Here is a 14,042-nt window from a genome sequence, read left to right as displayed (position 1 = left end):
ACATGTTCCGCCTGACCGAATACATGCACCAACTCGTCACCCCGACCCCCGTGCGCAAACGCCGCCCCGGGCCGGTCAAACCAGTGGTGATCTGGAACCTGACACGGCGCTGCAATCTGAAATGCCGCCACTGCTACACCGTCTCGGCGGATGTTGCGTTCCCGGGTGAGCTCAGTCACGAGCAAGCCATGGTAACCCTTGAGGATCTTGGCCAGTTTCGCGTCCCGGCCTTGATCCTCTCGGGTGGGGAACCGCTGGACCGGTTCGATTTCTTCGACATTGCCAAACGCGCCCGTGACCTGGTGCCGATGCTGGCGCTGTCGACCAACGGCACGCGGATTTACGACGAAACCGCCGACATGATCGCCGATGTGGGGTTCAACTACGTTGGTATCTCGCTGGATGGGATTGGCGCCACCAACGACTGGTTCCGCGGTGTCGAGGGCGCCTTTGCCGATGCCCTGCGCGGTGTGCGCGAATGCAAGAAGCGTGGCATCAAGGTGGGTTTGCGGTTCTGCCTGACCGAAGGTACCCAGCACCACCTGCCCGATCTGTTACAGCTGTGCGATGATGAGGGCGTCGACAAGTTCTATCTGTCCCACCTCGTTTATGCCGGACGTGGCGATAAAAACCGCGGCGAAGACGCAGAACACCTGCGCACGCGCAAGGGGCTGGACCTGCTGCTAGACCGTGCATGGGAGGCCGCCTCGGGTGGGCGTCCGCTGGACATCGTGACCGGCAACAACGATGCCGATGCCGGATATTTCCTGAACTGGGTCCGCGCGCATTTCGACGATGCGAAAGCCGCACACGTACGCGAGCATCTCGCCGCATGGGGCGGCAACTCCAGCGGTCTGGGCGTGGCCAATATTGACAATCTGGGACGGGTCCATCCGGATACCTACTGGTCTGATTACACGGTCGGCAATGTGAAGACCCACTCTTTTTCCGAGCTTTGGACCAGCGATGATCCGATGCTCGCCATGCTGCGCACCCGCCCCCGCCCGTTGAAAGGGCGCTGCGGAGCCTGCCAGTTGAAGGATGTCTGCGGTGGCAACACCCGCATCCGGGCCTTGCAATTGACCGGCGATCCCTGGGCTGAAGATCCGGCCTGCTATCTGTCCAATCAAGAAATCGGTGTCGACGATGCAGGCGAGCGCCTGCAGGTCACGCCGTTCCGGGGGAAACGTCATGATCCGGCACATCAATTCTTTTAACTCTCTGAAAATCGGCACCTTCTGCTCGCTTCTTCTGGCGGGTAGCGCATGGGCAGACGCACCGTCAGACTACGCCGAACACTGTGCATCCTGCCACGGAGAGAACCGCTTGGGTGGGGTCGGCCCCGCGCTGATCCCCGAGACACTTAAGCGAATGCGCGGTCCCCGTGTGGCCGCTGTCATTGCCGAGGGGCGCACGGCCACCCAGATGCCTGCCTTTGCGCACGAACTCGATGCGCTACAGATCGAGGAACTGGCCGGTTGGTTAAAATCTCCGCTGGAGTCCGACCCGGAATGGGGCGAGGCTGACATCATGGCCAGCCGCACACTGGACGAAGACTATATCCCGGTTGACGCTCCCGTTTGGGACAGCGACCCGATGAACATCACGCTGGCCGTTGAAACCGGCGATCACCATGTCAGCGTTCTGGATGGCGATACATTCGAGGTTCTGGACCGGTTCGAAACACCATTCGCCGTCCACGGCGGACCGAAATTCAGCCCCGACGGTCGTTATGTCTTCATCATGTCCCGCGATGGGTGGGTCCAGAAATATGATATTTGGGCTCTGAAACAGGTGGGTCGTGTGCGTGCGGGCCTAAACAGCCGCAACATCGCCATGTCGGGAGATGGCAAATGGGTGGCCGTTGCGAACTACCTGCCGAATTCGCTGACCCTACTGTCCACTGAAGACCTTTCGGTCGCGAAGGTCGTCGAGGTTAAAAGTAAAAAGGGCGTTCCCAGCCGTGTCTCGGCCGTCTATCAGGCGCCCCCGCGCGAGAGTTTCGTGCTGGCTCTGAAAGACGTGCCCGAAATCTGGGAGGTCTTCTACGGAGCCAACCCGCCGCAATTCGGGCTGGGACACGATTTCCGCATCGAAGGCCAGTTCAAAAACCCCGATCCCTTCCCTGTGCGCAAGATCACGACGCCCGATTATCTGGACGATTTCTTCTTTGACCAGAGTTACGAGTATGTCATGGGCGCGTCCCGAGACGGCAAGGGCGGTCAGGTGATTGATCTGGTCATCGGTCAGAAAGTGGCCGATCTGGACTTGCCGGGCATGCCGCATCTAGGCTCGGGCATCACGTGGAAGCATGGCGATACAACCGTGATGGCTACACCACACCTGACTGATGGCACCGTATCGGTGATCGACATGCAGACTTGGGAGACCGTCAAGCGGATCAAGACCGAAGGGCCGGGGTTCTTCATGCGCAGCCATGAGAATTCGCCCTACGTCTGGGCCGATGTGTTTTTCGGCCCCAACAAGGACGCGATGCACGTGATCGACAAGCAAAGCCTTGAGATCGTGAAGACTCTGCGCCCTGCCCCCGGTAAAACGGTTGCTCATGTGGAGTTCACAAAGGATGGCAGCCATGCGCTGGTTTCAATCTGGGAAGATGACGGCGCAGTAATCGTCTATGACGCGCAGACGCTGGAAGAGGTCCGCCGCCTGCCGATGCGCAAACCTTCGGGGAAATACAATGTCTGGAACAAAATCACATTCTCAGAAGGCACCAGCCACTGAAGGTAAATGGCCGGTTTGGAAGCTGGCCATTCTGCTCTATCCGGCCACGGCATTAACCGTGGCCATCAACCTGTTTCTGGCCGGTCTTATTGCCAACAGCGCTGGTTTTGGCGTGATCGAACCGGTTACTGCGATCTTGTGGTCTATCCCTCTGGGCGTACCTGCATCCTGGCTGGCCGGGCGGTGGGTACGTGGACTGATGGACGAGGCAGACGGCTAAGGCAGCCACCTAACTGTCTGCTTTTTATGCGAAAACATCCCAAGATTAATTTTTGGTCAGTTTGCGAACAAATGACTTAAGTCAAGTTTCGAATCGAGAGGACGGCATAGGACTCAGGAAAGAATGCCGAGTTGGATGCTCCATGCCCGCCCTCAACCCTCTGCACATGTCAGCTGTTCGCGCGTCCCGCGCCGCTTGTGCTATGGCGGGCGTCTTCCTTCTGCTGTTGCAGCTGCTTGGCCCGGCGCTGGCGAGTCCCGGGCAAAGCATGTGGGTGGAGATCTGCTCGGAGGCAGGGGCGGTCTGGGTTCAGGTGGACCTTGAGGGGGAGACCAAAGACCCAACCGCGCCCTGCCCGAAATGCGCTGACTGCGCCTTATGCGCTGTCACTTCAGCAGCTCCGGTACCGGAACTGCCCGTGATGAACCGGGACAGTTCTGTTCAAACCGCACGCTGCGAAACGCAAGACCTGGTACATATCTCAAGCTTGAAACGTTTGTGGCCCGAAACCCGGGGTCCCCCGCGCGTAGCCCAAGAAGAATCTGAACGCGCCCTGCGCGCGTCCATGGCGTCCACCCAAGTAATCGGAGGTGCGCCGTGGTCGTAAGTCGCGCAACCCATTTTCTGCTGGCCTTTGTTCTGTCCTGCCTGATGGCAATCAGCGCCCATGCCGACAGCCTCGCCAGCTTCCTGCCCGAGATTGAGCCCGCCGATCTGGTCCCCGGTGCCGATGCCTTTGGCCCGGTACGCGACGACGTGCCCGTTGCCCCAGTTCTGAAGGGCGGAGATACCGTCGCCTGGGCCTTCCTGACCTCTGATTTCGTGGGCACCACCGGCTATTCCGGCAAACCGATCCACGTGGTTGCCGCCATTGATGACGATGCGGTTCTGACCGGGGTCAAACTGGTCAAGCACTCGGAGCCTATCGTTCTGATTGGCATCCCCAATTCACGCATGGTCGAACTGACCGAAGGCTATGCCGGACTGGACCTCAAGGTTGAGGCCGAAACCGGCGGTGAGGGTCACGACCTCGATATTATTTCGGGTGCGACCGTAACCATCATGGTGATCGACGACAGCCTTGTGCGGGGCGGCATCAAAGTGGCACGCGCGCTGGGGCTGGGTGGGCTATCGCCCTTGCAGGCTGACGGGCCGAAGCGCGAAGTCGATATGGCGCGGAATGCTGTTTACGACTGGACCACTTTGTCCGGAGACGGCTCGATCCGGCGGCTAACGCTGGATGTTGGGCAGGTCAACGCGGCCTTCGAGGCCACGGGGGATCAACGCGCCATCAAACGCCCCGAACCGGGAGAACCGGATGATACCTTCATCGACATGCATATGGCGCTGGTCTCGGTACCGTCGATCGGCAAGTCACTGCTGGGAGAGGCTGAATACCAGAACTTGACCAACTGGCTGGACGAAGGCGAACATGCCATTTTAGTGCTGGGACGCGGGGCCTACAGCTTCAAGGGCTCGGGCTATGTGCGTGGAGGAATTTTCGACCGCATTCAGCTGATCCAGGGCGACAATTCGGTGCGGTTCTTTGACAAGCAACAAGAGCGCCTGGGCAAAGTTGCTGCTCCTGACGCGCCGAGCTTCACCGAACTGGATATCTTCAAAATCCCCGCAGAAGCCGAATTTAATCCTGCCGAGCCTTTCCGCCTGCAATTGCTGGTGCAACGGGCCGTGGGTGCTGTCGAGAAAACCTTCCTGACCTTCGATCTGGGCTACAAGCTGCCCGAGCAGTATCTGCTGCCCGTTGCCGCCCCGACTGTCGTTGACGACGCCACCGGCGAAGCCGCAGCAAAAGCCGCCCTTTGGAAGCGCATCTGGAGGGACCGCACATTTGAAATTGGCGTCCTTGGCGTCATGCTACTGGTACTCACGGCCACCTTTTTCTTCCAGTTCCATGCCACGATGAACGCACGGGTCTTCTATTGGTTCCGCATCGGTTACCTGACCATGACCCTGTTCTTCATCGGCTGGTACGCTAACGCGCAGCTGAGCGTGGTGAACCTGATGGCCTTGGCCGGTAGCCTACGCACCGGATTCTCGTGGGACGCCTTCCTGCTGGACCCGCTGGTCTTCATCCAATGGTTCGCCGTCGCCGCTGCCCTTCTGTTCTGGGGTCGAGGCGCTTATTGCGGCTGGCTCTGCCCGTTTGGTGCACTGCAGGAACTGACCAACAAGATCGCGCGTGCGCTGAAGGTGCCACAATGGACTCTGCCTTGGGGTCTGAACGAACGCCTGTGGCCCGCAAAGTACATGATTTTCCTGGGTCTTTTTGGCCTCAGCTTCGTGTCGATCCCGCTGGCTGAAAAATACGCCGAGATCGAGCCGTTCAAGACCGCGATCATCCTGAAATTCATGCGCGACTGGCCCTTCGTGGTCTTTGCGCTGCTCCTGCTGGGGATTGGACTGTTCATTGAACGGTTCTACTGCCGCTACCTCTGCCCGCTGGGCGGAGCGCTGGCGATCCCCGCCCGTGTTCGCATGTTCGACTGGCTGCGCCGCTACAAGGATTGCGGCACCCCCTGTCAGACCTGCGCCAACGAATGCCCCGTTCAGGCAATCCACCCTACCGGTGAGATCAACCCGAACGAGTGCGTCACCTGCCTGCATTGTCAGGTGCTCTACCAGTCCGAGGACAAATGTCCCGTCGTTATCCGCCAGCTGAAACGGCGGGCCAAGACAGGGTCGGTCCAGATGAAGACCCCACTCGGACAACCACCGGCGAACCATCCGAACGCCAAACCGCAATCCGTTTCCTAAAAAAGGAGGAACGATCATGTCGGACAATGAAAACAAACTGAACATCACACGCCGCGGGATGCTGGGTGCAACCGCAACCGGCGCTGTGCTGGCCGGGACCGGTCTGGGCTCGACCCTGATGACCGCCAAGGAAGCCAGTGCTGCGGCCAATGCCAATCTGCAGCCCGGTGAGCTGGACGAATATTACGGCTTCTGGTCCTCGGGTCAGACTGGTGAGCTGCGGATCCTGGGCTTCCCGTCCATGCGCGAGCTGATGCGGGTGCCGGTCTTCAACCGCTGCTCGGCTACCGGTTGGGGTCAGACCAACGAGTCGCTGAAAATCATGACTGAAGGCCTGCTGCCCGAAACCAAGGAGTTTCTGGCCAAGCGCGGGTTGCAGACCTATGACAATGGCGACCTGCACCACCCGCATATGTCGTTCACCGACGGCACCTACGATGGCCGCTACCTGTTCATGAACGACAAGGCCAACACCCGCGTCGCTCGTGTACGTTGCGACGTGATGAAATGCGACAAGATGATCGAGATCCCGAATGCCAAGGCGATCCACGGTCTGCGCCCGCAGAAATTCCCGCGCACCGGCTATGTCTTTGCCAATGGTGAGGACGAGACCCCGCTGGTCAACGACGGCAGCGTGCTGGATGATCCGTCGCAATACGTCAACATCTTCACTGCTATCGACGGCGACACGATGGAAATCGCGTGGCAGGTGATCGTGTCGGGTAACCTCGACAACACCGACTGCGACTACCAGGGCAAGTACGCTTACTCGACCTCGTACAACTCGGAAATGGGTATGAACCTGGCCGAGATGACCGAGAACGAGCTGGACCACGTCGTTGTCTTCAACCTCGCTGAGATCGAAAAAGGCATCGAGGCCGGAGACTATCAGGAGCTGAAAGGCGTCAAGGTTCTGGACGGACGTAAGGGTCAGAACAAGAAATACACCCGCTACATCCCGATCCCGAACTCGCCGCATGGCATCAACACTGCGCCTGACGGCAAGCACGTCTGCATCAACGGCAAACTGTCTCCGACTGTATCGATCATGGATGTGACCAAGCTGGACGCCCTGTTCGAAAGCGATGCCGATCCGCGGTCCTGCATCGTCGGTGAGCCGCAGCTGGGTCTCGGCCCGCTTCACACTGCTTATGACGGTCAGGGCAACGCGTTCACCACGCTGTTCCTCGACAGTCAGATCGTGAAGTGGAACATCGATAAGGCGATCCAGGCATACGGTGGCGCTGATGTCGACCCGATCATCTCGAAGGTAGACGTGCACTATCAGCCGGGTCACAACTCGACCTCCATGGGTGAAACCAAGGATGCCGACGGCAAGTGGCTGATTTCGATGAACAAGTTCTCGAAAGACCGGTTCCTGAACACGGGTCCGCTGAAGCCTGAGAACGAGCAGCTGATCGACATCTCGTCGGATGAGATGAAGGTGGTTCACGACGGTCCGACCTTTGCCGAACCGCATGACTCGATCATCGTGCGCAGCGACATCGTTAATCCGGTCAACGTCTGGGACCGCAACGACGTCACATGGGAAGACGCCCGCAAACAGGCCGAAGCCGATGGCATCGATCTGGAAGAAGGCGCCGAAGAACCGATCCGGGATGGCAACAAGGTGCGAGTCTACATGACCTCGCAGGCACCAACCTTCAGCCTTGAGAAGTTCACCGTCAAACAGGGCGACGAGGTAACAATCTACGTCACCAACCTGGATGACGTGGACGACGTGACCCACGGCTTCTGCCTGGGTAACTACGGTATCGCCTTCGAGATCGGGCCAATGGCAACCGCGTCGATCACCTTCACCGCTGACCGTCCGGGCGTGCACTGGTTCTATTGTCAGTGGTTCTGCCACGCGCTGCACATGGAAATGCGCGGCCGGATGCTGGTCGAACCGCAGGGAGCATAACCCATGCGCTGGCCCCTGCTCATACCGCTCCTGCTCGGCTCGCCCCTATGGGCGGCGGATTGGGATGTGCCCAACCGGGCAGGGGCCATCAATGAAATACTGGCGCAGGCGGCGGATGGAGACACCCTCCGCCTGAGCCCCGGTGTCTACACCGAAAACCTGGTTCTGGACCGGCCCGTCACCATCGATGGGCTGGGACAAGCCACCATTGACGGACAGGAAAACGGCAGCGTCATCACCGTGACCGGACCGGGTGTGACCGTGCGCGGTCTGACGGTGATCGGCTCGGGCTCAAGCCATGAGGGTATCGACAGTGGCATCCAACTGACCAAAACGGCTAAGGCGCCTGTGGTTGAAGACAACGTGCTGCTGGGAAACCTCTATGGCGTCGACATTCACGGAGCCAAGGACAGTATCGTACGTGGCAACCGGATCGAAGGCCGCCAAGACCAGCGGATGAATGACCGTGGCAATGGCGTCTATGTCTGGAACGCGCCGGGTGCAGTGGTTGATGGCAATGACATCCGGTACGGGCGCGACGGGATTTTTGTGAACTCGTCCAAGAAAAACACTTTCACCAACAACCTGTTCCGCGATCTGCGTTTCGCGGTGCACTACATGTATGCCGATGACTCGGTGGTCAGCGACAACGTCTCGATCGGCAACGATCTGGGCTATGCGGTGATGTTCACGACCAATGTGACCGTGGCCAACAATGTCTCGATTGGTGACCGCGAACATGGCGTTATGCTGAACTACGCCAACAAGAGCGTTATCACCGGAAATGTGGTGAAAGGTGCCAAGGAAAAATGCACCTTCCTCTATAACTCCAACAAGAACGAATTCACCGACAACTGGTTCCAGGGATGCGGCATCGGCATCCACTTTACCGCTGGCAGCGAACGCAACCGCATCGTTGGCAACTCTTTCATCGGGAACCGGACCCAAGTGAAATACGTCTCGACCAAATGGGTCGAGTGGTCCGAGGGTGGGCGCGGCAATTACTGGTCCGATTTTGCCGCATATGATGTGGATGGCAATGGCATCGCCGATGCCCCCTATCGCCCCAATGACTCGATGGACCATGTGCTGTGGACCCAACCCGCAGCCAAACTTCTGCTCGGCTCCCCCGCCGTGCAGCTGGTGCGCTGGTCGCAATCCGCTTTCCCGGCCCTGCTGCCGGGCGGTGTGATGGACAGCAATCCATTGATGCAAGCCCCTGAACCCCCAGCAATGAAAAAGGTGCCTCATGACGGATAAGGCCCTGTCTATCGACCATGTCTGCAAGGACCGAGGGAAAACCCGCGTTCTTGACGATATCACCCTGTCTCTTGCCCCCGGTCAGCGCGTCGCGCTGCTGGGCCATAACGGCGCGGGCAAGTCGACCCTGATCAAATCCATCCTCGGGCTGACTCCGATCCATTGCGGAGCCATTCGGATCGGAGACGCCGCCCCCGGCAGCGCGCAAGCGCGGCGCGAGACGGCCTATCTGCCCGAGGCTGTCTCGTTCCACCCGGCCCTGACCGGGCGCGAGCAACTGACCCTGTTTGCGAAATTGTCCGGGGCGAAGGCCGATGTGCCGGGCCTGCTGGAGCGTGTCGGGCTCAGTGATGCAATGGACCGCCGGATCGGAGCCTATTCCAAGGGGATGCGGCAACGTCTGGGTCTGGCGCAGGTTCTGCTGGGTCAGCCGAAAGTTGCGTTGTTGGACGAGCCGACATCCGGCCTAGACCCAATCTCACGGCAGGATCTCTACGCCATCATCGACGAACTGGCAGCACAAGGAACGGCGGTCCTTATCGCCTCCCACGCGCTGACCGAAGTCGAGGCACGCACCGACCGCATCGCCATCATGCGCAAAGGTCGGATGGTCGCCGACGACACACTGAACAACCTCTCTGCCTTGGCCGGATTGCCGATCCGCCTGCGGGTGCGCGCCAGCGCCAACCCCGAAGCGCTTGCAGCGGAACTGGGCGGAAACCGCATCAATGGCGCGTCGGTTGAATTGCTCTGCAGCCCCGATGACAAGATGGAGGCTCTGCGCCGTATCGCCGGAATGGGCGATGCCGTGGCGGATGTGGAAATGACCCCGCCCAAGCTGGAAGACCTTTATCGCCATTACGCACAGGAGGAGATGCGATGACCCGCTTCCTCGCCATCACCCGCACTGAAATGCTGATCCTGCGCCGCAATCGCTGGTTACTGGTCGCGACATTGATCATGGTACTGTTCGCGCTGGCCCTGACCTTCGCTGGCAGCGCCCCCACCGGCACACTGGGCGTCGACATGTTGACCGTCTCGGTCGCCTCGATGACCACGCTGTCGGTCTACCTCGCGCCCCTGCTGGCACTGATGATCTCCTTCGACGCCATCGCCGGTGACGTGGACCGAGGCAGTCTTTCACTATTGCTGTCCTACCCGGCAGGGCGCGGAGAAATCCTGTTGGGCAAATTCATGGCCCACCTGGCCGCCCTGGCCTTTGCCATGACCGTAGGCTTCGGCACTGCAGGCGCGGTGGCCGCATTCTTTGGCGGCGCTGGGCCGGAAAGCCTGATGGCTCTGGCCCGCCTCATCCTTACATCCATCCTGCTGGGCGCCGTGTTTCTGGCGCTGGGTTACCTGCTGTCTGCCTTGGCAAGGGGCGCTACGGCGGCGGCAGGTCTGTCGGCCGGGCTCTGGCTGGTTTTTGTCGTCCTCTATGATCTGGGCCTGTTGGGGGCTGTCGTCATGGACAAGGGCGGCACTTTCACCCAATCCGTCTTTCCATGGGTGATGGTAGCCAACCCGGCCGACGCATTCCGTCTGTGGAACATCGCGGCGACCGAAGGCGTGGCCATGGCATCCGGCATGACCGGAGCGGCGCAAGCCCTGCCCGTATGGGCGGCTCCTGCCTCGCTTCTGATCTGGCCAGTGCTGGGATTTGCCCTCGCCCGCGCTGCATTCCGGAGGGTTGAGCCATGAAACGTCTTTGCCTGATCGCCCTGATCACCTTGGCTGCCTGCAAAGAGGAGCAGGCCGCTGCCCCTGACCCAGTTGATCTGACCGCCGATGCGCTCAGTTATTTCTGTCAGATGAACATCGCCGAACATGGCGGCCCCAAAGGGCAGATCCATCTGGAGGGCTATCCCACGCCACTGTTTTTTGCACAGGTGCGTGACATGGTGGCCTATCTGAAAAGCCCCGAACGCGATGCCGTAATCACCGCCGTCTATGTCAGCGACATGGGGGTGGCTCCCAACTGGCGGCAACCGGGCATTTCCAATTGGATCGCAGCCGACGGTGCAACCTTCGTGGTTGGTGCCGATGTGGCCGGGGGTATGGGCGCGCCTGAAGTTGTACCCTTCGCCAACGCCACCGATGCCGAGGCCTTTATCGCTCAGTTCGGCGGTGCGCCCCTGTCGCTACCGGACATCCCCGAGGCCGAGGTTCTTGGCCCCGTCGATCTGGATCTGAAACTGGAGACCCCCTCATGACCGCCCTCTCCCGCCGTCGGTTCCTGGCCATATCCGCAGCATGCGCGGCCCTTCCCGCGGGCGCGTCGCCTGCCCCGGTCGCCAATTGGCGCGGGATCGCTTTGGGGGCCCCAGCCAGCTTGCGGCTAGAAGGGCTGACCGACGCGCAAGCCGCACCGATCATCTCTGCGGTAGAGGCCGAACTAAACCGGCTGGAGAACATCTTTAGCCTGTATCGCCCCCAGTCCGAACTCAGCCGCCTGAATCGCGACGGTCACCTTTCCAACCCCGCGCCCGAGTTGCTGAACGTGTTCAGCCTATGCTCGGCGCTAAATGAAGCTTCGGAGGGCGCGTTCGACCCCACCATTCAGCCACTGTGGTCAGCCCTTGCAACTGGCGCCACCCAGGCACAAATCCGCGCCGCCCAAGAGACCATCGGCTGGAGCCGTGTCTCTGTGCAGACCGACGCGATCCACCTGCCCCAGCCTGGTGGTTCTGCGCTGACTTTGAACGGCATCGCACAAGGAGCTATCACCGACCACATCAGCGCGCTTCTAACGGCGCAGGGTCTTCAGAATGTGCTTGTGAACATGGGTGAAATCACCGCGCTGGGACAACGCGGCGACGGGGAAGCCTGGCAGGTCGGCTTAGCCGGACCCAACCGTGAGATTCGCAAGTCCATCGAATTGCGGGACCGCGCGGTCGCAACTTCAGACGCCAGCAGCCTTATGCTGACGGGTACCCAAGGGCATATCCTAAATCCAAAAGGTACTGCGCGACATGTACAAGTGGTTTCCGTCTCTGCCTCCAGCGCCGCCATCGCTGACGGTCTTTCAACAGCGTTGTGCGCTCTGCCAAAAACACGAGCTGAATCAGTGACCAGATCCTTCCCTGGGGCACGGCTAGAAATGTGTATCTGAAGAGATCAACCGTCGTGTGTGTCTAAGGCTGCAACCGTACCGTATCCCATACCAATCATTTGGAGAAATGGTGATCCCGATACGGTCAAGCTCACCCAGAAACTCAGCATCGGAATCCGCCGCTTCTTCGTCGGTGATCTCATCAATGCCAACAACGTCCTTGAGCCCCTGGGACCATTGAAGCTGCTGTTTCCCGTGAAAGACTTCAGCGAATTCGATAAACAAAGCCCCGGCTTGCTTGTCGTCTTCGTGAGTATAGTCTTCCAGGAACTCCCACGGGTTCCGACCAGCGCCAGCCTTTCGAGTGGATTTCTTGCGGTGCTGTGCTGTCAATTCGGAAGCCAGGGTCCAATCCCTTGATTTCTTCGCCTCGGAAATACGCTTCACCAGGTCAGAAGTTTTGATCCCATCAGCAGCACCAAACTTGCTGATGTAGTTCCCGGCCTCTTTGGCGCTCGACAACTTGAAGCCGTGCCCGGAACCACTCAATCCATTGGCCTTGAGGCACCGAAGCCAGAGAGACTTCATAGCCAAAGCCTTCCTGGCCTCTTTCTCCGAAGAGGTCCGGACAAAGAAGATGATGTGAAAATGGGGGTGCCAGCCATTGCCTTTCCCGTGAGTGATCTCAAAAGCAATGAGCATCCCAAGGATAGGACCGCCAGAGAAACCAACGCACCTGCGAGCCTGAACCATGACCTTCTTCTTCTCGCCGTCGATGGTCCGAACCCGCTTCACCATCACGGGGTTGCCGTCTGCATCAAATACAGGCTGCCAGATCGGCTTCGCTTTGAGGCGCTTCCGGCGGTCAGTTTGAAACATCATCTGCTTCGCGTCGAGAACGCGCTCATAATAGTAGTTTGTTCGATTATAAGCCGCCGCAACTTCGTTCTCGGTGGTATGAGAAAGAGCCGCCTCTTTAACTTTGTCTTTATACTTCAGCTGAATGCCTTCGCTCTCCGCAAATTGGCGGAATGAAGTCCGGAAGCCATGGGGGACGCAATCTTTTCCATGACGCTCAAGAATTGCGCGAAAAGTCCCGTCCGAGATCATATGTCCTGGCTTCATCTGAGGTTGGAAAATCAAAGATTCCTCACCATCCTGAAATTCCCGCGCTTCATGCAACACTTGCAGAGATCCTAAAACAAGAGGAACCTGAAACTCTTTCCGAGTCTTCATATGCTCCTCCGGAACTGTCCAGCAGCCCCCCTCGAAGTCTATTTCGCTCCATCGCGCTTTGCGCACCATACCGGCACGCGCAGCCGTAAGGATCAAAAACCGAAATGCCAAAGCCCCAGTCCCTTTGGAGTTTTCGAGGGTCCGCATAAATGAAGGAACGCTATCGCAATCAAGAGCCCTGTGGTGCCGAACCTGTTTCTGCATCTTCTTCGAAGCAAGGTTTTCTTTACCTCGCTCAACCGGGTTGTCAGTCGCGATTCGATGAGAGATGGCATACTTGAAAACGCGACCCATGCGCTGCTGAACTCGGCGCGCAGTCTCAGACTTCGAAAGCCAAATCGGCAGAAGGATATTCTGGATATCTTGTGTCGTGGTATCATCCAGCGCCTTATCGCCAATGACGGGGAAGGCATATGTCTTCAACGTGTTGATCCACTGATCCTGATGCTTCCCGTTGGAAGTCGAATTTAGAACAACCTGCTCATAAACCTCTTGAGCGATTTCCTTGAAAGGCGTTGCGGCACGTTCTGCCTTTTCAACTTCTGCGAACGGATCAAGACCCGCCCTTGCTTTCTTTCGATATTCAAGAGCTTTTGCACGAGCCTCCTCAACATCGACAAGTGAGATTGATCCAAGGCCAAGGTCCCGCCGCTTATTCTGTATGACAAGTCGGATCATCCATCGCTTTGCCCCAGATTTATCTACAACAAGGTAAAGGCCACCTCCGTCTGTGTGTCTTCCGGGTCCTGCGCGTTCTATTGCTCGCTTGGTGAGTCGCCGTTCGCCATGTCGTCCTTTTGATTTGGGTATTCAAATAATCCTGGGCAAAA

The 14,042-nt window shown here is 58.9% G+C and carries 12 protein-coding genes; 11 read left to right on the top strand and 1 reads right to left on the bottom strand.

All coding sequences use genetic code 11. From position 1 onward, the window contains the following. The first annotated feature begins 2 nt into the window (after window positions 1–2). The 11 genes from nirJ to ABLN94_RS13790 all read left to right on the top strand — a co-directional run bounded on the left by nirJ (window position 3) and on the right by ABLN94_RS13790 (window position 12,036). Entirely contained in the window at window positions 3–1,217 is a 1,215-nt protein-coding gene (gene nirJ / locus ABLN94_RS13840; protein WP_352993222.1) for a heme d1 biosynthesis radical SAM protein NirJ, read from the top strand. Next, window positions 1,192–2,745: a cytochrome D1 domain-containing protein gene (locus ABLN94_RS13835; RefSeq protein WP_352993220.1), complete on the top strand. Its 1,554-nt coding sequence runs from the start codon at window positions 1,192–1,194 to the stop codon at window positions 2,743–2,745. The genes nirJ and ABLN94_RS13835 overlap by 26 nt, the downstream gene beginning before the upstream one ends. After that, the gene (locus ABLN94_RS13830; RefSeq protein WP_352993218.1) at window positions 2,702–2,965 is read left to right on the top strand and encodes a hypothetical protein; all 264 of its coding nucleotides are present in this window, start codon (window positions 2,702–2,704) and stop codon (window positions 2,963–2,965) included. Before ABLN94_RS13835 ends, ABLN94_RS13830 begins: the two co-directional genes overlap by 44 nt. 142 nt (window positions 2,966–3,107) lie before the next feature. Beyond that, window positions 3,108–3,572, top strand: coding sequence for a DUF2946 family protein (locus ABLN94_RS13825; protein ID WP_352993216.1), 465 nt, complete (start codon window positions 3,108–3,110; stop codon window positions 3,570–3,572). A gap of 44 nt (window positions 3,573–3,616) precedes the next feature. Next, window positions 3,617–5,740 (top strand): 4Fe-4S binding protein, encoded by a 2,124-nt coding sequence (locus ABLN94_RS13820; protein ID WP_352993489.1) that lies wholly within the window; start codon window positions 3,617–3,619, stop codon window positions 5,738–5,740. A gap of 16 nt (window positions 5,741–5,756) precedes the next feature. Next, window positions 5,757–7,664 (top strand): TAT-dependent nitrous-oxide reductase, encoded by a 1,908-nt coding sequence (gene nosZ, locus ABLN94_RS13815; protein ID WP_352993215.1) that lies wholly within the window; start codon window positions 5,757–5,759, stop codon window positions 7,662–7,664. Window positions 7,665–7,667: 3 nt separating this feature from the next. Further along, window positions 7,668–8,924: a nitrous oxide reductase family maturation protein NosD gene (locus ABLN94_RS13810; protein ID WP_352993214.1), complete on the top strand. Its 1,257-nt coding sequence runs from the start codon at window positions 7,668–7,670 to the stop codon at window positions 8,922–8,924. Next, window positions 8,914–9,807: an ABC transporter ATP-binding protein gene (locus ABLN94_RS13805; RefSeq protein ID WP_352993213.1), complete on the top strand. Its 894-nt coding sequence runs from the start codon at window positions 8,914–8,916 to the stop codon at window positions 9,805–9,807. Before ABLN94_RS13810 ends, ABLN94_RS13805 begins: the two co-directional genes overlap by 11 nt. Beyond that, on the top strand, window positions 9,804–10,625 hold the full coding sequence (locus tag ABLN94_RS13800; protein ID WP_352993211.1) for an ABC transporter permease: 822 nt from the start codon (window positions 9,804–9,806) through the stop codon (window positions 10,623–10,625). Before ABLN94_RS13805 ends, ABLN94_RS13800 begins: the two co-directional genes overlap by 4 nt. Next, entirely contained in the window at window positions 10,622–11,137 is a 516-nt protein-coding gene (locus tag ABLN94_RS13795) for a nitrous oxide reductase accessory protein NosL (protein ID WP_352993209.1), read from the top strand. The genes ABLN94_RS13800 and ABLN94_RS13795 overlap by 4 nt, the downstream gene beginning before the upstream one ends. Beyond that, window positions 11,134–12,036 (top strand): FAD:protein FMN transferase, encoded by a 903-nt coding sequence (locus ABLN94_RS13790; RefSeq protein ID WP_352993207.1) that lies wholly within the window; start codon window positions 11,134–11,136, stop codon window positions 12,034–12,036. The genes ABLN94_RS13795 and ABLN94_RS13790 overlap by 4 nt, the downstream gene beginning before the upstream one ends. Here ABLN94_RS13790 and ABLN94_RS13785 read toward each other — a convergent pair. Further along, window positions 12,019–14,022, bottom strand: coding sequence for a phage integrase central domain-containing protein (locus ABLN94_RS13785; protein WP_352993487.1), 2,004 nt, complete (start codon window positions 14,020–14,022; stop codon window positions 12,019–12,021). The genes ABLN94_RS13790 and ABLN94_RS13785 overlap by 18 nt on opposite strands. Between the last annotated feature and the right edge of the window lie 20 nt (window positions 14,023–14,042).

The sequence above is a fragment of the Ruegeria sp. SCP11 genome, from assembly GCF_040329455.1.
GTDB classification, from domain to species: domain Bacteria; phylum Pseudomonadota; class Alphaproteobacteria; order Rhodobacterales; family Rhodobacteraceae; genus Ruegeria; species Ruegeria atlantica_E.
The sequence above is the reverse complement of the archived record's forward strand: the minus strand, read 5'-3'. Positions and strand labels throughout refer to the sequence as shown.